At 39.4% G+C, this 23,273-nt stretch carries 18 protein-coding genes; 5 read left to right on the top strand and 13 right to left on the bottom strand.

Annotated features, from left to right (window positions below; genetic code table 11):
- The first annotated feature begins 87 nt into the window (after positions 1 to 87).
- Positions 88 to 993, top strand: a complete 906-nt coding sequence (locus tag ND2E_RS08625) for a DMT family transporter (protein ID WP_033094334.1) — start codon at positions 88 to 90, stop codon at positions 991 to 993.
- Between the two features lie 277 nt (positions 994 to 1,270).
- Here ND2E_RS08625 and ND2E_RS08630 read toward each other — a convergent pair whose 3' ends face one another.
- The 5 genes from ND2E_RS08630 to ND2E_RS08650 form a co-directional block, all read right to left on the bottom strand.
- The gene (locus ND2E_RS08630; protein WP_033094333.1) at positions 1,271 to 1,642 is read right to left on the bottom strand and encodes a hypothetical protein; all 372 of its coding nucleotides are present in this window, start codon (positions 1,640 to 1,642) and stop codon (positions 1,271 to 1,273) included.
- A 434-nt stretch (positions 1,643 to 2,076) separates the two neighbouring features.
- Entirely contained in the window at positions 2,077 to 2,961 is an 885-nt protein-coding gene (locus ND2E_RS08635) for a LysR family transcriptional regulator (protein WP_033094332.1), read from the bottom strand.
- Between the two features lie 115 nt (positions 2,962 to 3,076).
- Positions 3,077 to 3,907 (bottom strand): sulfite exporter TauE/SafE family protein, encoded by an 831-nt coding sequence (locus ND2E_RS08640; RefSeq protein ID WP_033094331.1) that lies wholly within the window; start codon positions 3,905 to 3,907, stop codon positions 3,077 to 3,079.
- 218 nt (positions 3,908 to 4,125) lie between these two features.
- Complete coding sequence (locus ND2E_RS08645) at positions 4,126 to 5,190, bottom strand: methionine synthase (RefSeq protein WP_052056628.1); 1,065 nt, start codon at positions 5,188 to 5,190, stop codon at positions 4,126 to 4,128.
- A 28-nt stretch (positions 5,191 to 5,218) separates the two neighbouring features.
- Complete coding sequence (locus ND2E_RS08650) at positions 5,219 to 6,196, bottom strand: DUF1852 domain-containing protein (RefSeq protein WP_033094330.1); 978 nt, start codon at positions 6,194 to 6,196, stop codon at positions 5,219 to 5,221.
- A gap of 457 nt (positions 6,197 to 6,653) precedes the next feature.
- On the opposite strand from ND2E_RS08650, the gene ND2E_RS08655 reads away from it, so the two are divergent.
- Entirely contained in the window at positions 6,654 to 6,857 is a 204-nt protein-coding gene (locus ND2E_RS08655) for an NF038104 family lipoprotein (protein ID WP_033094329.1), read from the top strand.
- 141 nt (positions 6,858 to 6,998) lie between these two features.
- Here ND2E_RS08655 and pdsS read toward each other — a convergent pair whose 3' ends face one another.
- The gene (gene pdsS / locus ND2E_RS08660; protein WP_033094360.1) at positions 6,999 to 9,206 is read right to left on the bottom strand and encodes a proteobacterial dedicated sortase system histidine kinase; all 2,208 of its coding nucleotides are present in this window, start codon (positions 9,204 to 9,206) and stop codon (positions 6,999 to 7,001) included.
- Positions 9,207 to 9,217: 11 nt separating this feature from the next.
- Positions 9,218 to 9,928, bottom strand: coding sequence for a proteobacterial dedicated sortase system response regulator (pdsR, locus tag ND2E_RS08665; RefSeq protein ID WP_033094328.1), 711 nt, complete (start codon positions 9,926 to 9,928; stop codon positions 9,218 to 9,220).
- Positions 9,929 to 10,458: 530 nt separating this feature from the next.
- Here pdsR and pdsO point away from each other — a divergent pair.
- Entirely contained in the window at positions 10,459 to 11,277 is an 819-nt protein-coding gene (pdsO, locus tag ND2E_RS08670) for a sortase-associated OmpA-like protein PdsO (protein ID WP_033094326.1), read from the top strand.
- A gap of 181 nt (positions 11,278 to 11,458) precedes the next feature.
- Here pdsO and ND2E_RS08675 read toward each other — a convergent pair whose 3' ends face one another.
- The 3 genes from ND2E_RS08675 to ND2E_RS08685 all read right to left on the bottom strand — a co-directional run bounded on the left by ND2E_RS08675 (position 11,459) and on the right by ND2E_RS08685 (position 16,711).
- Positions 11,459 to 12,136 carry a hypothetical protein gene (locus ND2E_RS08675; protein WP_033094325.1) on the bottom strand — a complete coding sequence of 226 codons (678 nt, stop codon included), beginning with the start codon at positions 12,134 to 12,136 and terminating at the stop codon, positions 11,459 to 11,461.
- 231 nt (positions 12,137 to 12,367) lie between these two features.
- Positions 12,368 to 13,771, bottom strand: a complete 1,404-nt coding sequence (locus ND2E_RS08680; RefSeq protein WP_223303621.1) for a metallophosphoesterase — start codon at positions 13,769 to 13,771, stop codon at positions 12,368 to 12,370.
- Between the two features lie 93 nt (positions 13,772 to 13,864).
- Complete coding sequence (locus tag ND2E_RS08685; RefSeq protein WP_033094324.1) at positions 13,865 to 16,711, bottom strand: TonB-dependent receptor; 2,847 nt, start codon at positions 16,709 to 16,711, stop codon at positions 13,865 to 13,867.
- 428 nt (positions 16,712 to 17,139) lie between these two features.
- Here ND2E_RS08685 and ND2E_RS08690 point away from each other — a divergent pair, with 428 nt between their 5' ends.
- Both ND2E_RS08690 and ND2E_RS08695 read left to right on the top strand, forming a co-directional pair.
- Positions 17,140 to 18,075 carry a GGDEF domain-containing protein gene (locus ND2E_RS08690; RefSeq protein WP_033094323.1) on the top strand — a complete coding sequence of 312 codons (936 nt, stop codon included), beginning with the start codon at positions 17,140 to 17,142 and terminating at the stop codon, positions 18,073 to 18,075.
- Positions 18,075 to 19,136 carry an AraC family transcriptional regulator gene (locus ND2E_RS08695; protein ID WP_033094322.1) on the top strand — a complete coding sequence of 354 codons (1,062 nt, stop codon included), beginning with the start codon at positions 18,075 to 18,077 and terminating at the stop codon, positions 19,134 to 19,136. Before ND2E_RS08690 ends, ND2E_RS08695 begins: the two co-directional genes overlap by 1 nt.
- A 6-nt stretch (positions 19,137 to 19,142) precedes the next feature.
- On the opposite strand, the gene ND2E_RS08700 is transcribed toward ND2E_RS08695, so the two are convergent.
- The 3 genes from ND2E_RS08700 to ND2E_RS08710 all read right to left on the bottom strand — a co-directional run bounded on the left by ND2E_RS08700 (position 19,143) and on the right by ND2E_RS08710 (position 23,192).
- Positions 19,143 to 19,790 (bottom strand): SOS response-associated peptidase, encoded by a 648-nt coding sequence (locus ND2E_RS08700; protein ID WP_033094321.1) that lies wholly within the window; start codon positions 19,788 to 19,790, stop codon positions 19,143 to 19,145.
- Between the two features lie 20 nt (positions 19,791 to 19,810).
- A complete protein-coding gene (locus tag ND2E_RS08705) occupies positions 19,811 to 20,299 on the bottom strand; it encodes a hypothetical protein (RefSeq protein ID WP_033094320.1) in 489 nt (162 codons plus the stop codon).
- Between the two features lie 211 nt (positions 20,300 to 20,510).
- Positions 20,511 to 23,192 carry a TonB-dependent receptor domain-containing protein gene (locus ND2E_RS08710; RefSeq protein ID WP_052056624.1) on the bottom strand — a complete coding sequence of 894 codons (2,682 nt, stop codon included), beginning with the start codon at positions 23,190 to 23,192 and terminating at the stop codon, positions 20,511 to 20,513.
- Between the last annotated feature and the right edge of the window lie 81 nt (positions 23,193 to 23,273).

Genomic DNA, 23,273 nt, shown 5'->3' with positions numbered 1-23,273 from the left:
GTTAACAATTGCGTCTTAATTGTTAAAAGTCCCCTTCATGATTAGCGTACTATTTCTGTATTGAAGTTATCATAATCAGGTTTCATTATGGAAAATCATCACGGAAATTTTAAAGGTATTATTGCTATTATTATTGCTAGTTTCTTGTGGGGGACAACTGGTACTGCGGCAAGCTACTCCCCTGATGTAAGCCCTCTGGCTATTGGTGCATTTTCTATGGGGATAGGAGGAGTGCTGCTTGTTATCACAGCACGTAAAAAGTTATTTATTGATTATAAACTAATGTCCAAACTACCTAAGGTTCTACTTTTAGGTGCCGTTTCTATCGCCATTTATCCATTAGCGTTTTATACCTCAATGCATTTGTCAGGTGTTGCCATAGGCACTGTAGTATCTATAGCTACGGCACCTTTTTTTGCCGCAATCCTTGAACGTCTGATTAGTAAAAAAAATATATCACTCCAATGGATTTTAAGCTTTGTCATTGGAGCTATAGGTATTGCTCTGTTAACTTTAGGTAAAGACCAGAGTAATAATACCGCTTACAGTATCCATCAACAGAGTATCGGTATTATTTTGGGTTGTATTGCAGGATTGACTTATGCGGGTTATTCATGGGCGGCAAGATGTTTAATTGAAAGTGGTGTTCATTCAAAATCATCCATGTCGGGGTTGTTTGGTTGTGCTGCACTATTGTTACTCCCCTCATTATGGTTTACAGGTGATAACTTATTTTCAAGCTCAACTAATACTTTGGTATCTTTGTATATGGCCGTGATTCCTATGTTTTTAGGGTATTTATTATTTGGTTTTGGTTTGAGTTTTATTGATGCAAGTAAAGCAACACTAATAACCCTAATTGAACCCTTGGTTGCAACTGTTTTAGCTGTTTTCATCATTGGAGAAAGGTTTAAGATGATTGGTTGGGTAGGTATTGCTTTAGTATCAATATGTCTATTGATGCAAACCATCAAACCTCAAAGCCAACTATGATTAGCCGTCAAAACAATGTAGTTATACAGCCCTAAATATGCTCCTGAATTTGCAAAAGCCTATTGTCCGCAATGGCTATCAGTTGACCTAAAGAATAGAGTGTGTTGCACTGACCGTTTGAATTCACCGCACCAAAGGAACATTAGCACCAATATTTATTGGTGCTAAAAAACTACGATTTTTGAGGGATGTTCTTTACCCGTCACTTTTGCCACATTCGAGACATCATCCAACTATAGTAAGTGTCCACTAAATGGGGAAACTTCACAGTCTCACTTTAAGTTTTTGTTATTTTTTTGTGCCACATCAGACATATAAATAATGCAAATATGCCACTTAGGTAGGTTGCGGCCAAAGGCACTATTGTAAGCTGGTATGCATGTACATGATCCTCAGGGTAATATGAATCTCCAGCCAAAAACCAAGCTGAAATGGCTCCCGCAATTAGCCAAATGGTTGCAGAAGCTTGTTTATGACTTGGCGAGGAAACATAACCAGATATAACCACACAGAAAGCAGCGACAGCACCCATAACAGGCTTTTTCCAAATGCCAATAAAGTCAGCTAGAAATGCTGCAGAAATGACTGAAACTAAAAACGAAATAATGACTATCGCAAATGAAAAAGCAAAAGCTTTAGTTTGATTCATACTCCATCCTATTGAAAAAATGATAGTTTTTTGAAGCCATGCTAGCTTTTTTAAACAAGGCTCCAAGCCCACTTTTATAATTTAATGAATTCAACCATAAAGGTTAGTGCAATGATTTTCAATGCATCAACAAGAAGTAGTTTTTATACTCTAAGTTGAAAGAAGGCGCTATGCCTTCTTTCTCGATAAGTGTCCCTCTGATAGAACTATAGATAAAGTCAGTTACAGAACAGACTTAACTCATCAGAAAATATATCATTGTAAGTCTTTAATGTGCACAAAGTGTTTATTATTTAGTGGCTATTATTTGTTGATTATGTATGACTGGTTTGGTCACGCAAGGTAAGTGACATAGGTAAGCAGCAAGTTTGCCCTTCTCTCTTTCGCAGGCGTTTCCTTTTCTTCAGGATGGCCATAAAAGTAGGGCTAATGGATCATTTTGTTTTTTTAGCTTGCGCAATGAAGTCGTTTAAGTAGTCAATATGCTGTTCGTTTTTACGAATACCTACAAAGATCTGTTTACCAATACCATTTTCTCCAAAACGAACACTCTTGATCGGCATTGATTTTGAGTACTCATCTACTAGCCAGCCTGGCAAGGCACAAACACCTCGACCAGCGGCGACCATCTGTAACATGATTTCTGTTGTTTCAATGTTTATGTGTTTCTTGACTGAACACTTTGCAGGGTTGAGAAATTGACTAAAGATATCGAGCCTCAGCGGCTCAACAGGGTAACTAAATAGAACTTCTTCGCTTAGTTGCTCGGGTAAGACAAAATTTTGCTTGGCAAGTTTGTGAGACGCGGAAACAACGAGCCTATGCTCATAGTCAAAAACAGGGATGTATTCTATCTTAGGTTTAAAGAGCGGATCTGGCGTGATCAAAACATCTATTTCATAACTAAGTAGAGCACCTAACGCGCCAAATTGAAACTCCTGCTTCACGTCCATATCAATATCTGGCCACTGCACCAGATAGGGTTGAATGACTCTAAGTAACCATTGATAACAAGGGTGGCACTCCATGCCAATTCGTAGCGACCCCATTTCACCTTTTGCAATCTGTTTCAGTAATAATTCCGTGTGTAAAAACTGAGGTAATACTCTATTAGCAAGCGTTTGAATGCGCTCTCCTGCAGCAGTTAGACGTAGATTTCGACCGTCTTTCTTCCAAATCGGTGTAGCAATTTGGCCTTCTAACTTTTTAATACTATGACTTAAGGCTGATTGGGATAAGTGCAAGGAGTCAGCCGCTTTAGTTAGGGTTCCATGTTCTTTTATTGCGGTTAATATCTCTAAATGGATCCTCTCTAACACCGGTTAACCCCTATTTTTAGTTTTATGTTGAATTGGTTTTATGATGAAATATGTTGATTGATGAAATGATATCATCAATCAAACAAATTTCTTCCTATTAGATCAGGAATAAAGCCTATAAGAAAAGTTGAGCCAACATACGTACCCCAGTAAAGAGTAATACGAAGGCAAAGATTCTTTTCAGTTTTACTGCATCTAATTTTGCTGCCAGTGATGCTCCTACAGGTGCGAATAATACCGTTAGCGGTACAATGCAAATGAAGCTAAAGATATTAACCAAGCCGAATGTCCCCGCTGGAGCATCGGTAGGTGTACTGCCCAGTGTCAACATGGTTAGCGCACCCGGTAACGAAATGATTAACCCTATTGCCGCGGCTGTACCAACAGCTTTGTGGGCAGGGTAGTTATATAAGGTGAGCAAAGGAACCGAAATAGTACCACCGCCTATCCCGACCATAGAACTGAAAAAACCAATTGATGTGCCCATCATTGTTTGCCCTGCGGTATTTGGCAGTTTTTGATACAGAGCTGACTTTCCCGTTCTAAATAACATGTTTAGTGCCGATAAAACCGCTATCATCCCAAACAACATAGTAAGCATAGTCCCTTCAACGCGAGTCACTAACCAACTACCAAGCAACACCCCCACAAGAATAAATGCTGCCCAACGTTTAAGTAGGTCAAAATCCACATTACCTTTTTTATTGTGAGAACGAATTGAACTAATAGACGTTGGTACTATGGTGGCCAGTGAGGTTGCTGTAGCAACTAACATCGCAGACTCTGGTGATACGCCGAAGCTCTGGAACAAGAAAAAAAGCACAGGTACGATTACGATACCGCCGCCTACGCCTAACAACCCAGCTAAAATCCCTGCAAATACACCTGTGGCAACCAACGCCAAAAGTGTCGGCATATTATTTGTTATAAATTCAATGATATTCATTAACTACTACTTCTATTTTCATTTCTATTATGTATAGCCGTCACCAATCAAGATACAGTTTTCAGAGTGCACGTTGAATGGTAACGGGTATAAGCGCAATAAAGACCTTACTATCAATTCAAAGGGCAAACGCACACAGTATGCCCCGTATTATTTAAAGCTGTCAAAAGTAAGCTGAGTAAACAGTAATATATTGCTTCGTTATGAGGCATTATTACTCAATTACCGACGGAAAGTTCTCTGCGGATAATTGCTGCACCTGCACTTAACGCATTTAATTTCCCCCTTGCTACCTCACGAGATAAAGGCGCCATACCACAGTTGGTGCAAGGATAGAGTTTGTCGGCATCGACATACTTAAGTGCTTCTCTAAGCGTGTTGGCCACTTCCTCGGGTGTTTCAATGGTATCGGTTGCGACATCAATGGCACCTACCATCACTTTTTTACCGCGAATAAGTTCAAGTAACTCCATTGGAACATGAGAGTTATGACATTCTAGCGAGATAATATCGATAGTAGATTGTTGCAGTTTGGGAAAAGCTTCTTCATATTGTCGCCACTCAGACCCCAAGGTTTTTTTCCAGTCTGTATTGGCTTTGATGCCATAACCATAGCAAATATGTACAGCGGTTTCACAGTTAAGTCCTTCAATTGCTCTCTCTAAGCAAGCAATGCCCCACTCATTAACTTCATCAAAGAACACATTAAATGCCGGCTCATCAAATTGGATAATATCAACACCCGCTGCTTCTAACTCTTTCGCTTCTTGATTAAGGATTTTGGCAAATTCCCAAGCAAGTTGTTCGCGACTTTGATAATGGGCATCATAAAGCGTATCTATCATAGTCATAGGGCCTGGCAGCGCCCATTTAATAGGCTTATTAGTTTGTTGACGTAAAAGTTTAGCATCGTCAACAAACACGGACTTTGGCCGAGAAACAGCACCAACTACCGTCGGTACACTCGCATCATAGCGATCTCTAATTTTAACGGTTTTACGATTTTCAAAATCAACACCGGTTAGGTGCTCAATAAAAGTAGTCACAAAATGTTGCCGCGTTTGCTCGCCATCACTGACAATATCAATACCTGCCTGTTGCTGTTCTTGCAAGGACACCCGTAATGCATCGTGTTTGCCGTCAATTAATTCCTCACCCTGCAATTTCCAAGGTGACCATAGTGCTTCAGGTTGTGCAAGCCATGAAGGCTTAGGTAGACTGCCTGCCGTTGATGTAGGTAATAGTGTTTTTTGCATACTTACTTTCTGAATACGTGTTTTCATAATAAATGCTGTTGTACCTTTTTATTCATTAAAGAGCATAGTTAGCAGACCACTGCTCTAGTACTGTTTGATGTGGTTTGATGAAGTGCTCCTCAGCAAACTTCCCCTGCTTAATAGCCAGCTTACTGCGCTCTTCTCGATCATAAACAATTTGAGTTAATGAATGATCTTGGTTCTTCAAGTTTGGTTGATAACAATTTCCCGCAACCGCATTGGCATTATAAATTTCAGGTCGGTAAATTTTTTGGAAGGTTTCCATCGTGCTAATCGTGCTTATTAGCTCAAGATTACTGTAATCATTAAGTAAATCGCCAAAGAAATAGAAAGCCAAAGGGGCAACACTATTAGGCGGCATAAAATAGCGAACCTGTAAGCCCATTTTTTTGAAATATTGTTCAGTCAACGATGATTCGTTGGGCTGATATTCAAAACCCAATAAAGGATGTTGATTTTCAGTTCGGTGATAGACCTTGTTATCAGAAACACTCAAACAGATAACAGGTGGCTTTTTAAAATGCTGTTTATAAGTAGTTGAGTTGACAAAATACTTGAAGAGGTTTCCGTGCAGTTCGCCAAAACTATCTGGAATGCTAAATTTGCTTTGGCCTTTATTATGATCAGAAAGTAATACACTAAAATCATAATCTCGCACATAAGAAGAAAAGTTATTCCCTATAATACCTTCAATGCGTTCATTGGTTTTATGATCAATAATATTGGTTTTCAATACTTCAATTGACGGGAAAGTCTGGCCACTGTCCTCAATATCTATATCAACAGAGATTATTTCAAGTTCTACAGAATAGCGATCACCTTTGGGGTTATCCCAAGAGGCTAAAGCATTAAAGCTATTGTCTATCATTTTCAACGTGTTACGTAAATTCTGTTGGCGACTCTCTCCTCTGGCCAAATTAGCAAAGTTGGTGGTAATACGAGTATTGTCTGAAGGATGATAGTTTTCATTGAGACAAATGTTCTTAATAGTAAAGGTAAAATCTTTATTCATGATTATCTGGTATCCAATTTTTGTAATAAAACCCGCATTTATTTCATGCTCGTTTGAGCAGTCCTATTTTTCTGATTTTCCCAATCTGTCGTCTTCACAGTCTTTATTGGTTTATGCCTGGAGGCTTGATTAAGAACCAACTGTAATTTTGTCTAAAGTTAAAAGCAGAATGTATTTTATACTTGGTTCATTACATGAATAAAATTGATTTAATTTCATAAAACCATGAACTTTACTCATAGGTTATTTCAGTGGGACATTTTGCCGTATTTCTACTCAGGTTATACGGTCACATATTTCACTTTACACTGATTATCTATTTCGCTATGTATGCTGATAAGTCACCGTCAATATTTTTCGATATAAGCTGCTAATACGGCATTAAAACAACGGTTGATTCAGCAGTAAATTAGCGTATTCTAAATCACTTTCTAGTTATTCATGTGGAAACATCATCTTGAAAAAAGTTGTGCAAGGTTTTATTTTACTGTCCGTGTTTTTTAGCTTATCTGGCTGTATTGCGGCGACTGTTGTATCTGCCGCGGTAGATGTTACTTCAACGGTTGTTGCTGGGACTATCGACGTTGTCGATACAGTGACTCCAGATATTATTGATGACGATGATGAACACGTAGAAGATGAAGAAAACGACAAAAGTTAAACCGCTTGCTTTGATAAAAAAATCGTCAAATACGGTGGCGTTTCTCATCGCGTGATGCCTTTCTCAATATTGATAAAGATCCACCATCAGCTATAATCATCCAGCGCTACATTAGCAAATTTTCTATAAGCAAAATGCTTATTAGTCCTTAGTAGGCAAGCTAATATGCACAGTAACTCCTTCAGGGTTTTGATGATTATAAGCACTGATACTTCCCTGATGAAATTGGCAAATTAAGCGAGAAATATATAAGCCTAAACCAAGGTGTGGCACCACTTGCTTATCTTGCGTTTTTTGGTTTTTATCACGTAATGACACCATGGAATCAAATAAACTTTCGCTAAGTTGCTCGGGTAATAAAATGCCATTATTACTAATAAGCAGTTCCGCATTATGCTTATTACTGCTCTTTTTCAACTCAATAGTGATGATATTATCTTGGCTAAATTCAACACTGTTACTGATCACTTTATCTAACAATTGCACGATATGTTCGGGTGAACCATGCATAAGAAACGTACTTTTTTTGGACGCTTTACCGTCAACATTCAAATTGAATTGTATTGCGGGGTAAATTTGCTGGTAGCCAGAAATACAACCTTTAACAACTTGCTGTAAATCAAAATCCACTTTTTCAGTGCTCGATAACATTTGTTCAAGGCGCGTTGCTTCACTCATATTGGTGAGAATTAAATTTAACGTCTTAATGCCAGTTTGCGCTCTTTCAATATAGGGATTATCTGTTTGAGCTTGCTGCGTCTCCAGTAAGCTTAAGTTGTCTAATGATGTTTTAACCACGGCGATTGGCGTTCTTAATTCATGGGATAAACGAGAAGACATGTTTTCTAAATAGTGATTGTACTCACTTAAACGATTAACTGCGGTAGTAAAACTCCGTGATAAATCACCAATTTCATCATTACTGTTAGAGGCCTGCATTTGGCCAATAATGCGCCCTTGTTTATCAATCGCTAGTTCAGCTTGACTGGATAACTGACGAATACGCGATGATATACGTGAGGCAAATAAAATAAAGGTCAACGCGCCTAAACTCATAATCGCTAAAATGACGGTAAATAGCTTTTCTAACGCGCGATTTCGTAAACTACGTATGCCGTTTGTTGTTTCTTCAACAATGACAGCGCCTTTTACTTGGTTATTAATAAAAATAGGATACGCCGCAGAAAGCACTAGCGCTTTTTTATCGGTAGTTAAACGCCATTGAGAGGTTGCCTTTCCACCTAAGGCATTAACAATATGTAAGCCTTGTAAATGCTGTGCATCGTAGAGTTGATCGATAAAGTCTGTTGACGGTTTCGTTAGAATTTTATAATACAAAGGCAATAAAAATTGCTGCTTAAACTGATACCAAAGACTATTTTTTTCCTCTTCCTGCGGCTGCTGTTCTTTTGCATGCCAAACACCACTGGCAGATTTTAGTGAACCTGCACTAGCGAGCACTCGGTGGTGTTGATCGACCACCCAAATGCTAGAGTTGGTATAGCGCATGCCTTTCACAATACGCTCAATTTCAGGCGAAGGCACAACGATAGTCCCCAAACTTTCTTCGTTACTGGGATCTGCAGAGCCAATGGCAGAAACGGCTTCACCATTGCTTTTATCTACATCATAAAAAGCAAAAGCAATGTTATCGCCTAAGTTGTCTAACGGTACTCTGAGCTCAACATTATAGCCTTGTGCTGTTGCTAACCAGTGTCCTTGAATCTGAGGTGCCGGCGCAGGAACCGCTAAATCATCATCAGCAAGGGCAAAAGCAGATATCCAACCGGCTTTTTTATTACTGATAATAAAGCGATTTAACTTATTGTTCGTATCACTAAAAGACAGAGCTAAATGATCGTTATTGCTGATACTTCGGGTATTTTCACCACGAAAGATCACACGGTTATCAACGACCTGAAAAAATAAATACAAATAATTATTGTACTTACCAACACTCGCTTTAAAGTTTAGGCTTAATGGCTCGTTGGCAAAGAGCTGCTGTTGTTGGTTATAAAAATGTGTGCGTTGATTAAAGTCAGGCCAATCATTAGGTAAACCATCTAAATTGACAGCTTCTGTTAATTTGTAGCCATAAAGATCTTTGCCTTGTTCAACATTAGGTAAAAAGCTCGCTTGATTATTAAATAACTTCTCTCGCTCATGCAACGCAGTCGCTAGTGCTCGCGCTGTACCTACTAATGTTTGCTCTTGTCCAAAGCGCAAATACTTTTCCATTTCCCAGACATATTGATACCCAAACCAAGGAATGACAAACAAAAAACTTGAAAGTAATAACAGTTTTGATCGCAGTCCAAAGCGCAGATTAGGGCGTTTAACCTTAGCCATATTAGCCTTCATCATTCACTATCAATACTGTTAGCAGTTAACCAGCGATAGCCCATGCCATAAACCGTTTCGATGCAGTCAAAACTGCTGTCGTGTTGCATAAATTTTTTGCGTATACGTTTAATATGTGAAGTGATGGTACTGTCATCTACATATATTTTTGAATCACTCATCAATTGGGTACGGTTTTTAACATGACCTGGTTGTTTGGCTAAGGCATGCACTAACCAAAATTCGGTAATAGTTAAATCAATAGCGCTATTTTGCCAGGTAATACTCATGCGTTGACTGTCCACTGTAAGCGCACCAGAGCGAGTAATATGGTCATCATTAATGGGTTTCTTTAGAGCTTCTTGGCGACGAAATAATGCCGATATTCGCGCTGTTAAATGAGGTAAACTAATATCTTTGGTCAGGTAATCATCTGCGCCAATGCGTAAGCCAGAAACGGTATCAAAATCATTATCTCGTGCGGTCAAAAAGATAATAGGCAAAGTCGCCGACTTTGCTCTAAGTTGCTGACACAAAACAAATCCACCATCATATTCATCATTCAAGCCTATGTCTAAAATGACTAAGTTGGGTAAACGTAGATTAAAGGCTTGAGTGGCGCTAGATCTATCGGCATAGGTTTGTACTTGATACCCTTGATTACGTAATACGTCTGCATAGTTTTCTCTGATAGCCGCTTCATCTTCGACGATAGCAATTCTTTTACTCATTTCTATTCACTTTTAATTATCTTGATAAATTGACACTAAAACTAACACCTATATCCGTGACCATTCAAAATGCATGTTTCAGTGGGAGAAAAAAACGATTTAGGCAAGGCATTGATTGTAGGGAATGGTTGTTTCATTCTCAAAATCAATAACGACGTATCAATCGTTTTTAGCCCCATCGTAGAAGCGCTTGAGCAATATCATTTTATTGTTGCGCCAAAGAAGTAGGGAATCCCCCTGACTTAATTGACGCGCTTCACACTGAAATTGCTCAAGCACTCTGAATCGAGCATTTTGAATGATTATGGGTATCTCCTCTTTATTAGGTCGACTATATCTAACTTTTCGGGTTAACGCGCTTAATTTTTGAAATTGCCATATTGTTGCCACAATTGCTCACTGCTTTGCCTTTATTCGAGCAGAGCAATGCCCATTTTTTGCGGTGTAATAACTCCTGTCAACAACACAGCCTTATCAACATAACTTAACAAGACTGTTTAACAAAAAATACGCCATAAAAAGGAAATATCATGAAAAATAAAATTCAACCAGTCCAAGGTCAATCAACTAAAATCACAGGGAAAAAATTAGCGATAACGACAGCGCTAATTGCGGCATTAGCAACAGGTTCAGTCAATGCCTCAGAAAAAACACATCAAGAAGCAACAAATAATGAAAATATTGGTTTTGGCACAGGTGCCGTCATCGGTGCAGTCGTTGCAGGTCCTTTAGGCGCGATTGTTGCGGGAGTAGGCGGCATATTTGTGGCTAAATACATTAATGTGAATGATGAAAATGATGAATTAACTACTGCGTTAGTCAATGAACAGCGCAAACAACGTTCTAATGAGCAAATACAAAGTCAATACCAAGCTAAGTTACAGCGTTTAGAAGCCTCGTACCAGCAACAGCTAGTCGCCTTAGAAAATCAACAGCATAACTCTGGTCAATTGCAAGCAGACAACTTGTTAATGAGTCTGCAATTCTCTACCGGTTCAAGTGACATAGCACCACACTATCAAGAACAAGTTTCAGCGCTTGCACAAATATTAAATAGCTCACCACAAATGAAAATTGACCTATCGGGTTATACCGATTTAATCGGTGAGCAATCACTTAATCAAACATTATCACAAGCCAGAGTTGAGTCAGTACGGACCTTGTTGATGGCACAAGGTGTAAAAGAGCAACAAATAGCGACTTTTGCTTTTGGTGAAGATGCTCCGGTAGTGGCTAATAATGAAAGTGAAGTGAGCTTTTATGACCGTCGTGTTGTGCTGAAACTGCATACCCCGCCATCAGAAGAAGAGGCAGAAACAATAAACAACCAAATGGCTAATAATCATTAATTTTCCAGATCAGTAACTCCCAGTCAGTCGTATTTTTAATATCAAAGGAGGTGTTTATGGCCATCTAATGAGTACAAGAAATTTATACCTGTAATAAGAGTAATGAAAAAAGTCGCCCTAGAAGGCGACTTTTTTATAAATATCTAGCTAAATTAAAATGCGTTTTATTCGTCCGAGCTAGTTAATGAGAGTCAGCGGCATTAAAATCTTGGGTTTCAAAATACAAGGGTTTTATCGTGCCACAGTTTATAAACTTATATTGAAGTTCTGTTTCTTTTGGTACTGGCGATGAGGTATTAAAACGGCTTAAACACCCTGCTTCTAAATCCACACCTAATATATGATCAAAGCTAGGTGCCTGTTGAATTCTGTGAATATAGAATTTATAGTTTTTTCTTAAAGAAATAACGTCGTACTCTTGTGTTTTACTTGAAGGTTTAATGTCATCAAACGAACGTACATACAATTGCTTATCAAAAGACAATGAAATATTTTCATACACTAACATGCCGTCACGCTCAAAATGTCCCGCATATAAATCTGCCTGTATAACCATTTTCTCGCCGCGCATTAAGCGCTGTAAGTTAAATGGTTTGGGTTTAATAGTAACAAGTTGACTATCTCTAACCGTTTGTAACACCGCCAAATCCTTATTATCTAGCTTATAAAGTAGCTGTACGTTATGAGGCTTGTTATAAAGCGGCAAGTGAGACGCATAAAGGCTTGAGCCATGAGTCACTATAACCATACCGTGAACTCCCATATATCCTGGGTCTAATGGCGGTAACTCTTTAACATCATCCTCTGCAAAACTCACCTGACTTAATAACAAGACAAGACCAAATAACACTTTTTTCATAGATTAATTCTCACTACTTATCGACAGGTTGAAGCAAGTTCTACAACCAAAATTTCAGATCCAATTGCACATTATAATTTGTTTTATAAAGCAAAAATATCCTATTGCAGTAAGAATTTACACTTAATGGTCTTTTTATTCCTTGGCTGTTTACTTTTTTGGCAACAAGCTCTTTTTAGGCATCACCAATATAACTAACGCTAATATAATACGTCACTAGAGCTCGTTTAATTAATCACTACGTTTATCAAAAGAAAATTGTCCGGCAAGCTCTGCTTTTCCTGAGCGATCTCTTGGCGTAGTATAAAATTCAACATTTAGCGCATCGTTTTGATTATTTAGTTCAATATGGGCAAAACCCCACACGAAACTTTGCGACCAATGCAGCTTATATTGTGGATACCGTTTCGCTTGTTGCTCGGCAAACGGGGTGTGTTTACCCCGCATTTTCGCAGCTGCGCCACTGATAATCAAAGGTAATGGTGGGCGAGACTTCCCTGTATTGTAACCTGAGCAATCATCAGTGATCAGTTCTAAGTCATGCTCATGTCCGGCAATATAGGCATCGGCATATTGGCATAATGAGGGTAATAATAACTTTCTTAATACATGGCCTTCACTGTATTTACTGCCGCCAATAGACCACAAAATATGATGACCATAAACAACTTTCCATTTAGCTGTTGAGCTTGCTAACCCTTTTGCTAACCAGGCAAGTTGTTGTTCATCTTCATTTTGTATGGGTAATTCATGTGCATCTGCTTGCTCTAATTCAGCCGTGCCATCGTTAAATGCTAATGATAACTCTCCTTCACTGCCATCACTATTAAGAGGGACTTCATGAAAGGTTTGCCCAGAAAGCAGCATATTGGTATCTAAGACAAAAAACTCAACATCATTGCCTTTGCTCCCGATAGTATATTTATAATAACCTTGCTCACCCAGCGTAAAATTCTGTTGCTTTGCCATCCACTCTGTTTGCAAAGCAACACCTTGGCGTGAGCTTTTCCAGTCATGATTTCCTAACGCTGAATACACCATTAAATCGGGGTTTTCGGTGAACAAGGGAATTAACGGTGACAGTATTAAATCATTCATGCGCTTTTGATCATCTTTGCCATCATCGGCACCAGCACCATCAGGGTAGATATTATCGCCCAATTGAATGGCAAATTGACACGGTTTATAAATACAGACCTCTGTCATTGCTAAGCCAACCGCCTCTGCTCCGCCTTGCTCAGTTGCGATATTTGTATTGGGGTAGACATAAATAGGCGCATGTTCAAACTCTGCTTCAGGACGAAAATCAGCGAGCCAATCTTCTTTTTCATGAGCAATAAAATCAGGTTTATTTCTAGGATTTTCTATATGTTTTTGCTTCGGATAATCCACATGATAGCCACCATCACCAAAAGCAAGAAAGCTAATATTATCAGGATCGTCACTAGCGCTAACATTTTTATTCGAAACACTGCCAGCTGTAATTTCATGGTCAGAGCTATCCGTTAATGGCAGCTGACTGCAACTGGCTAACATGGCTAAACTTAAAAGTGAACTAGATATTGCCACTCGTGATAATGGCTTCGCTCGCTTTAAATTAAACATAATGTTTGGTGTTAAATTTTTATTTTTCATAAGTCACTCGATAGAGGGTAACAACATATCTTTTGAAACAGAGGCAATAGTAGGAACTGTTTCACATCAACAGTTCCTACTCGCGATTATTTATTATAAAGACGTGATAGTAATACCTAATTCAAAACTACGGCCGTATTCTTCGAATTGATAGTTATATTGCGTTTCACCGTGATAGAGGTAATACGGTTCATCATTAATATTCACCGCATTAAAATAAAATTGCGTGCTATTATTGAGGTAATATTTTGCACTAAAATCTAGCTGCATATGAGCATCTTGATAAACGTCCGCATCATTATCAGTAAACTTAAAGTTCTCACTTTTATAAGTTGAACTTAATCGTAGACTGATATCATTGTTCTCAAAACCAAGCATTAAATTAGCCACTGTATCGGCTTGGTTCGGCAGTTTTTCATCTGCATCAACAAAGGTACCGTTTGCCCCGAGTAAAATGCCCGATTTGAACGTTTTATTCCACGCGAGTTCAAGCCCAGTAAGAGAAGCACTTCCGCCATTTTGCGGTTGAATGACTTCTTCAAAGCCATCCCACTGACCATTATCCTGCACTTCTTGTTTTAGAATATAATTATCAATATCTTTATAAAACAGACCTGCCGATAAGACGCCAATATGTCCTGGGTAATATTCGATACTCAAATCGAGATTGCTTGCTTCATAAGGATCAAGATCTGGATTACCTACTTCAGCTTTGCGCTCTGTAATCGTTTCACCCTCTTCTTCGGTTACTTCGGTTTCTATTAACTGATTTGCGGCAGTATCACTAAAAGTGGGTCTCGCAATCGTTTGAGTATAAGCAAAACGGCTAATTAACTTGTCGTTAATGTTATAACGTACATTCAGGCTTGGGAAAAAATCATCATAATCTTTGGCTCCTTGCCAAGGGCTAATATTAACTGTTTCGTTGCCATCACCTGTGGGTGAGTCATCAACAATTAAGTCAACCTTACTGCCTTGCGTAGTAAAACTGGTATCTTCGTAACGTACTCCGGCAACTATGTACCAGTCATTAATGTCGAAACTGACCATGGCATATAAGGCTAAGACATCTTCATTGCTTGTATAGGAGCTACCTTGACTTTCAATATCAGACTTCAAACTATTTAGCTCAAAACCCGCCATATTACTCAGTACATAATCACTTAATTGGTTTTGAGAAATGCCAGGACCAAACTCGCCTAAATTAAAATCAACAGCGCCAGTATTGAATGCTTGTGCATTTTGATCCTCACCTGTAGCATCAGTAAAACCACCATCATAGATAGCCGCATCAACACGGTTAAATTTTTCCCTAGTACGGTATTTGCCACCAAACTTGAACTGACCATTATTATTTTGCCACACAAAGTCTTTACTAAAATCTAATGCTAGGGTGACTTCTTCGTCTTCGGTAAGGTTGTTTTCATAAACCACTTCGTCTAAGGCAAAGTTATTCAAATCCTGAGATGCGTCATCAAAAGTGAGCTGTGGAATTTGACCTGAACTTAAATAGCCAATAGGTAAACCTTTAGCAACAAAAGTGCTATCTAGACGATCCGGCTCAGCTTCGCTGCCTTTAGAGTAACCAGCACTGTATTCCACAAGCCAATCCCCCAGCTGATTTTCACCACCCGTGATAATGGAGAATATTTTTTGCGCTTCATAACGATCTTTAGTATCACGCTCCATTTTAGCATCCGAAAACTGGGCACTATTTGGCGTATGAGAACTTAAATCAATTTGACCTTTATCATATTTAAACTGATTTCTTAAACGGTATTCATCATCTGAAAATTTACTGTAAAGAGTACGTAAATAATACTTATCTGTCGCTGAACCATATAAATCAAAATTCAGTGCCGCACCCAAACGTTCACGTTCAATACCATAAACACGTTGCTCAATTTCTTCTGCGCCAAACGCCTCAACATCTTCACCGGTTGCCGCGTCTTCATAATCAAAAGTACTCCAGCCTCCATCGGTTTCCATATTGTGCGAGCCAAACTCGCGCTTAAACCATGAAACAGCGCCAGCAACGCCAAGCTGACTCCCCCCTGCTAAGGTATAAATATCGGTATAACTCCCCGAGATTTTAGGACTTGTTTCAGACACTAATTCATTATGAGAGGCTTGTGCGGTAAAGGTATAACTTCTGTCATTACGGTCAAAGGCTGATAGGCTTTTTACTTCAATAGAGCCACCAATTGCACTGGCATCCATATCTGGCGTAACTGTTTTACTTACTTCAAGGGATGAGATTAGTTCACTGGGAATCACATCTAACGCAACACTTCGAACGCCCGCTTCAGGTGAAGGTACATTTAAGCCATTAATAGTGACATTATTTAGGTTAGGATCTATGCCACGAATTCCGACAAAACGGCCTTCTCCTTGGTCTCTCTCTATAAATATCCCCGGCATCCGCTGTAACGCCTCAGCAGCATTTTGATCAGGCAATTGACCAATACCATCACTACTAATAACCGAAACTAATTTATTAGCATTTTTTTGTCGGTTAATAGCACTGGCTTGTCCGGCTCTTTGCCCATAAACAATGATATTATCTAACTCGTCTTGCTTAGTATTAGTCGCACCAATAATAAAGTTTTTCGTTAAAATTTCACCATCAACCACAGAGACTCTTTGCTCTAAATCCGCACTACCAATATATTTTATAATTAAGGTATATTCGCCCTCAGGCAACTTGGTAAAACGAAAAGAGCCGTCTCGCTCGCTAATTGCAGTTAAGTTCAGCTCCTTAATCTGCACTTCTGCCCCTTGAAAATAGACCTTATTACTTGCGTCGGTTACTCGACCTTCAAGTACGCTATCTGCCCAACTTGCTGGCGCGGTTAATAACGCTAAACTACCCGCTAAAGCGACTGTTAACTTATTAAGGCGAAAATTGTTACCGTAAAAGTTCGTTAAAGAAAGTTTCATGTGATTTAGTGCTCTCATATTATTTTAGTTTTACTGCCTGACATAGCGAACTAGCTAGGCAACCTACTTGGCTACAAATTGATATTGACGCTAAAGTAAGTAAAAAATATGACAGCACGATGACAGTAAAACGGCGACGGAATAGTTGAGATTAAAAATCGCAAATATCTGCTTTCTTTTGCGATTAAAAACAGGAATACGAGCTAATTTGACCCCATCATCAGACAGTTTAGCTTGATTGAGTGATAACCAAGCCTCCTCTCGATAGTTAACCAGAGTGCTCTACAGCGTATCTATCACTTACTAATCAGTTAGTAAGCTAATGGCTGGATTATTTTTAATTCATCACATTTAAGTAAAAAAACTGTCATCTGTGTGAGCTAATATCACTTTTATAAATTTGCTTCACATTGATAACAGGACTCAGCATGAACACGCCTTTTATAAAGCCCCACTTCCATCTATTAGTCATCTTGTTCATTACGCTAACCACAGTCACCACCGCTACCTTCACCTTAGGTGAATTAAAACCCAGCAACGAATTAGATTATTTTGATGCCTTAGGTGAAGGCGGTATGACCTTGATGACACTGGTGTGGATTGGTTTTACTTTACTGAGTAGGCCAACAGGTAAAGTCACCAACTGGCTTTTTTCTGGCTTATTGCTGATGAATATATCCATGTTATTAGACTTTATAGATGAGTTTATTATTTACCCAGACAACAGTGCTTGGTTGACCGCAATCGAATCATTACCAGCCCCTGTAGGTATGATTATTATGAGTATTGCTCTGTATCATTGGCATCGAGAGCAAATGACCATTAACGCGCAGTTAAGACGTACCGAACGCGTGTACAGAGATCATAATCTTACTGACTTTATTACCGGTTTATACAGTGCCAAGTATATGAAGCAGCAAATAAAACATCAGCTACTTTATAGTAAAAAAAGTAACAAACCTTTCACTGTGATGATGCTAGATATTCGCCAATTTGATCAGTTCAATCGACAATATGGTCATCAACAAGGTGATAATTTGTTGCGCGAAATTGGACAAGTCATCACCATGAATATTAGAGATCAAGACTTAGCATGCCGATACGCCAGTGATCGATTTGTCGTTCTTTTTCCCAATACCACCAGCGCACTCGCAGATGCCTTTTCATGGCATATTGAAAACAGCCTAGCGAACTTAGCATTTAAAGTGGGCAGTGATCAGCGCGCAAATTATCAAAAAATCACCATTTGCAGCAAGGAATTTGACGGCAATCAAAGTGACTACCAAGTGCTTGAATTGATGAGCCAACAAATGGATAACACAAAAATTAAAAACAATAAGCATCAGGATAAGCGAGTTGCCTAATGAAAGGTTATGAACGCTATGACGAAGTACTCGATGCTCAGCAATTGCTATTGAGCCTAATAGATTTAGCCAGACAACGAGGTGCCCATCCAGACAAATTACTTAAAGGCACTAAACTCTTTAGCAGTGACTTGAGTAAAAAAAACTTAGCTAAAAATGGCTTAACTTGCTCAGCTAACACCTTACTCACCGTAATAGAAAATTGTAGTAAATTAGTGCAAGGCAATGAAATTAGCTTTCTACTCGGAAAACGTTATTTCCCCTCACAACTAGGCTTACTTGGCCAAGCCTTAATGAATTGCCGGCATTTAGGGGATATGTTGCGACTGTGTCAATGTTTCCAACTCGATTGTTTTCCGTTAATGAACTTACAACTAAAACACTACAACAAAAACAGTTACCTTATCTTTCAAAGTGCCGTTGGCAAGCTAACAAAAAACCAGCAAGTTTTTATCACTGAGTTTATGTTAAGTGCTTTACTTGGCGCCATTAAATATCGCTGCGGGGTTTTACCTCAATTAACCATGCATCTCGATTACCCTGAAGTGCAACACATTGAGCAATATCACGTGCACTTAAATATGAAGGCAAATGTAAACCTACATTTTGACCAACAAATTTGTATGTTCACCATAGCATCAGAGCAACTCTATTTACCTTTTAACGACAGCGCTATGAGTTTAAAAACAATTGCCTTAGAACAAATAAGTCAAATAGACACAAGACCTTATCCTATTAGCTTTATCCAACAAATCACTAATTACCTTAACCAAGAGATACTGGAAAAAGATGACTTATCACAAGAGGGTTGCGCACAACATTTTGGCTATAGTAGTGCAACATTAAAGCGCAAACTTGCTAGCCATCAGCTTAATTACCAAGGCATCATTGATGCAATACGTAGCCAACAGGCTATTTTCCAATTAATTGTCTGTCAGCACAGTAACGAAAAGATCGCCGGTGACTTGTATTTCAATGATGTCAGTAATTTTCGCAAAGCCTTCAAACGCTGGACAGGCATGACACCAAACACTATGCGTGAACAACATTGCTTTAACTAGTAGCTGTTAAGCAGCCGTTACTTTGATATAGCCTGCGTCTATTGCTTGAAATAATGGCGGTAATTGCTCTGCAGGTGAATAGAACCAAAAATCACGATATTGCGGTAAAACAATAACGGGCATGCGTTGATGATATTCTGCGCACTTTGAATTAGGCGCTGTGGTGAGAGTAACCAATTGCTGTTTGGGCTCAGAACTTAATTCTTCGTTAGTACTTTGACTATGACCTTGCCTCTTACTTTGTTGCGCATACCAAATGCCGGCCATTAACATAGGTTCATCATTAACCTGACTAAATAGGTACTTTTGCTTTTTACCCTGCTCAGTTCGCCATTCATACCAACCAGAACAAGGGATCAAACATCGATGGCTTTTAATCGCACTTTTAAAAGTGGCTTTACTGAGCACTGTTTCACTTTGCGCATTAATAAGAAGCCGCTTAGACCAGCTAATACCCCAAGTTGAATCAAGCTGCTTAAAAGAAGGCTCTTCACCTAGTGTACTAGTGGAGCCATCCGTTGTATCACAGCTAACTAAGGTAGCAACTGATTGTCCAGGACTAAGGTTGTTATTTGATGGCGCACTAAAATCACAGCCAAAAAACTCACTGATCACTTTACTGTGCTTATTATCAAAATTCATTCTTCCGCACATCTGCTACCACCTTAACTATTCTATATTCGACATTCTTTAGCCCAGTCTTGCCAAGCAATACTGCGTCCGGGAAAAGCTATTTTGTCAAAAGGCCAATACTCTGTCAGCCAAGTTAATACGCTTGTATGTAGTATGGCATCTAAGTCAGCACAGTCTTCCCTCACCCATAAATAGACTTCACAATCATAATGCGGCGATCGACTAGGGTCTATATAAATTGCGCCAAGGCATTTAGTTTTACTCTCATCAAAAACGGAGTAAGCGAAGGCATCGCGATCGATAAACTCTCGATGGTGAGCTTGCAAACTCGTGATGTTTTCCTTAAGGATCATCTTCTGTGATGGCCATGAGGTATTGGGTCCAAAGATTGATTTTAACCGTGACAGGCTAGACATCACCGCTTGATAATCAACTTCTGCATTACTCGCTTCAAGCACGGTCAACTGAAAGGGAGTCAGGGAGGCCTTGGTAGGAACATCAAAAGATTTAGGTACAAAAGTTATATTCATTTATTCACTGATTTAATGATTGGTAAAAAGACGATGGGTAATGCCTTAGCATTGCACTGTTATGCCTTATTGTAGCAAAGCGGTTGGCAAGAAAAAAACGCAGTATAGTTCAGGGAAAACCATACTGCGTCAAAGTTGCGCAAAATGCTAATAAATTAAGTGCTTACGCTATACAATCATCTTTTTCAGGCTCTGTTATTAATCAAAGTACTTAAAAATCCCACTTTAATGCGACTTCAAAAGCGACACCTTTGGTTTCACTGCGCAATAACGTATCTTCAAACTCAATTTCTTTTTTCTGGTTTAAAATGTTTTGCACTTTAAACTTCAGTGTTGATGAGTAAGTCGGATAATAGGTATAGACCATATCAAGTGAATGGAATGGTTGCTCATAAGCATCATCCTTACCATCAATGCCCGGTATAATAATACGCTCAGCAAATACGTTATAAGCTAAGGTAGCACTGTGATTACCATTAGGCGCATCCCAGCCTAAGTTCATATTAACTACCCAAGGTGAGTGACCTGTCATAGCACGCGTTGGATTAGTTATCGTGGTAGAGACCTGAGTTTGCTCAACAACTTTCTGGGTATCTATGTTAATTTCTGACTCACTTACCGTAAAGTTACCCGATAAGAAAAAGTCGCCGCCGTGTAGTCCTGCGAAGTCACCTAAGAAGCCAAAATCTTTCAAAAACTCTAACTCAAGTCCATAGACATAACCGTCTTCTGCATTGGCAATTCTGATCAGTGGCGGACCATCTTGCGCCGGTGATTGTACCGCTTCTATTGGCTTATCCATGTCCTTATAGAATAAACCGACTGACAGATTATCTCCGGTGGGTAAATACCATTCCCATCGTAAGTCATAGTTATCAATCGCCGTGCTAGTCACACTTGGCGTGCCACCAATAGGAAAGCCAGTAAGTGGGTCAATATAGGTCGCCGGCGCAACTTCTCGAATGTCTGGGCGAATGGTTGTTTGTGCATAGGAAGCACGAAACTGCATTTCATCATCAACGAGGTAAGTCAATGCAATAGCACCAAAAACATCATCTTCTTTAAAAGCCAATGCTTCTAAATCTTCATCGGTTGGTTTTGCTGGTAAATCAAACTTACCTGTTGCGGGATCTAACGGTGCAACAACTTGACGGAAATCTTCATAACGCAGTCCTAAATTAACGCGCCATTGTTGTGCGATAAAAAAGTCGGTATCAATAAAGTAAGCATCAACCAATTGCGCCGAGTAGTAGTCATCGCCAGCAACCGAGGTATCACGAATAACTAACTCGTTACCCGCTAATGGATGATTTAGCATAACATCATCATTTAAAATTACGCCCATTTGATGACCCGTTAAATCAAGGTTATCAAAAGCCAGGGTATTGACGTCAATACGCCTAGCCATAGCGTCACGTGTTTTTTCAATAAAGTTTCCGCCAGCTTTAATTTCTAGTTCTATGTCGCTAAAGTTAATTGGCAATGAAAAACTAAAACCATAGTTTTCCACATTATCATCTAGGTCTTGAAAACTATAACGTGAGGCGGTAGTAGCTTTACGTAATGAGCTTTCATTGATGGGGTCAAAAATACCGTCTTCTGCTTGGCCATTTGAACCATCAGAAAGTATATAACGTGTTGAAATATTGCCGGGTGCATAACGGTTAGAACGGGCATCAGAGTAAAACCAATCAGCGCCTAAATTCCACAGGTCAGAAAAGTTATGCGTGCCGCGAATTTGATTAGCGATCATTTCTCGCTCTTCATAAATCACATCGCTATCACGTACGCGCAAACCATCACTGATAGTGACATTGTTAGTATTGCCGAGTTTATCGCGAATCTCATCACGGGTATCGTGTAAAATTAATGAGCTCACGTCTATGCGGTGATCTCGTTTAAACTCTACCCCAACATTTAGCATGCCAGAAAAGCGTACTGTATGTTCTGTCGATTGAATATCATCAAAACCACGCACTAAAGACCAGCTACCGTCATCACCTTCAACACCTTCTTGATAGGTAAAGTCTTGCCCTTCGTACTCTTCAGAAACTTGCCACTTATTGTCATACGATATTGCACTAAGGAAACCTACGCGAAAGTCGTCGAAATCAAAGCGGTTCCCTAAGGTGACATCAAAACCAGTATTAGGATTAATACTCGTTGCTTTTGGATCATAATCACGATTTAGTTGCGCAGCAATTTCACGGTTATCTTGTTGTGATAAATCGTTTAATGGACTATTACTTTGCCATAGTTTTTGTAATGATTCTGGTGCGGCACGCGTGCCATCATCTTTACCATACCAATCATCATCGCCGCCATTATAAGACAGGCCATCATCAAAGTTATTGCTGTTACCGCCAAGCTTGCCTTGCATAGTAAAAACAAAATCTGAAGGAATGGTTTTCAAACGTACATCAACATTACCGCCAGCAAAATGTGCGGGCATATCAGCTGAATAAGATTTTTGTACCGATAAGGACTCAATGATTGAGGAGGGAAAAAGATCGAGTGGTATAACGGTACGTGTGGGATCTGGGCTAGGTACGGCTGCGCCATTTAATTGTGTGCTGGAAAAACGCTCGCCTAAACCGCGTACATAAATGTATTTACCATCAACTAAAGTGATACCAGTTACACGGCGTAATGCCGCAGCAGCATCTGAGTCACCAGTACGTGCTATTTGCTCAGCGCCAAGAATATCAGCAATAAATGCCTGATTTTTACGCTCTTGCATTACTGCACTAGCAGTGCCTTTTAAGCGACTTGCTTTGACAATCACCTCTTCCATAGCCTGCGCATCATCGTCTATTGCCGTTTCTGCATAGGCGGAGTTGAGAGATAAGCTTGCTGCAATGGCAAGACTCAAACGTTTCAACGTTGTATTCATTGTTAACCTCATTAACAGGAGATTTACCGGGGATGTATAAACCGCTGCCAGCGTAAAACCAGTTGCTAACAGCGGTTATGG

This window comes from Colwellia psychrerythraea, from assembly GCF_000764225.1.
GTDB lineage: Bacteria > Pseudomonadota > Gammaproteobacteria > Enterobacterales > Alteromonadaceae > Colwellia > Colwellia psychrerythraea_D.
The sequence above is the reverse complement of the archived record's forward strand: the minus strand, read 5'-3'. Positions and strand labels throughout refer to the sequence as shown.

Excerpts from the sequence above, each read along its gene's own strand:
- ND2E_RS08645 (WP_052056628.1), bottom strand. The coding sequence starts at position 5,190 with ATGAAAACACGTATTCAGAAAGTAAGTATGCAAAAAACACTATTACCT.
- ND2E_RS08710 (WP_052056624.1), bottom strand. The coding sequence starts at position 23,192 with ATGAATACAACGTTGAAACGTTTGAGTCTTGCCATTGCAGCAAGCTTA.
- ND2E_RS08685 (WP_033094324.1), bottom strand. The coding sequence starts at position 16,711 with ATGAAACTTTCTTTAACGAACTTTTACGGTAACAATTTTCGCCTTAAT.
- ND2E_RS08705 (WP_033094320.1), bottom strand. The coding sequence starts at position 20,299 with ATGAATATAACTTTTGTACCTAAATCTTTTGATGTTCCTACCAAGGCC.
- pdsO (WP_033094326.1), top strand. The coding sequence starts at position 10,459 with ATGAAAAATAAAATTCAACCAGTCCAAGGTCAATCAACTAAAATCACA.
- pdsS (WP_033094360.1), bottom strand. The coding sequence starts at position 9,206 with ATGGCTAAGGTTAAACGCCCTAATCTGCGCTTTGGACTGCGATCAAAA.
- ND2E_RS08675 (WP_033094325.1), bottom strand. The coding sequence starts at position 12,136 with ATGAAAAAAGTGTTATTTGGTCTTGTCTTGTTATTAAGTCAGGTGAGT.
- ND2E_RS08700 (WP_033094321.1), bottom strand. The coding sequence starts at position 19,790 with ATGTGCGGAAGAATGAATTTTGATAATAAGCACAGTAAAGTGATCAGT.
- ND2E_RS08695 (WP_033094322.1), top strand. The coding sequence starts at position 18,075 with ATGAAAGGTTATGAACGCTATGACGAAGTACTCGATGCTCAGCAATTG.
- ND2E_RS08690 (WP_033094323.1), top strand. The coding sequence starts at position 17,140 with ATGAACACGCCTTTTATAAAGCCCCACTTCCATCTATTAGTCATCTTG.
- ND2E_RS08680 (WP_223303621.1), bottom strand. The coding sequence starts at position 13,771 with ATGAAAAATAAAAATTTAACACCAAACATTATGTTTAATTTAAAGCGA.
- ND2E_RS08630 (WP_033094333.1), bottom strand. The coding sequence starts at position 1,642 with ATGAATCAAACTAAAGCTTTTGCTTTTTCATTTGCGATAGTCATTATT.
- ND2E_RS08640 (WP_033094331.1), bottom strand. The coding sequence starts at position 3,907 with ATGAATATCATTGAATTTATAACAAATAATATGCCGACACTTTTGGCG.
- pdsR (WP_033094328.1), bottom strand. The coding sequence starts at position 9,928 with ATGAGTAAAAGAATTGCTATCGTCGAAGATGAAGCGGCTATCAGAGAA.
- ND2E_RS08650 (WP_033094330.1), bottom strand. The coding sequence starts at position 6,196 with ATGAATAAAGATTTTACCTTTACTATTAAGAACATTTGTCTCAATGAA.
- ND2E_RS08625 (WP_033094334.1), top strand. The coding sequence starts at position 88 with ATGGAAAATCATCACGGAAATTTTAAAGGTATTATTGCTATTATTATT.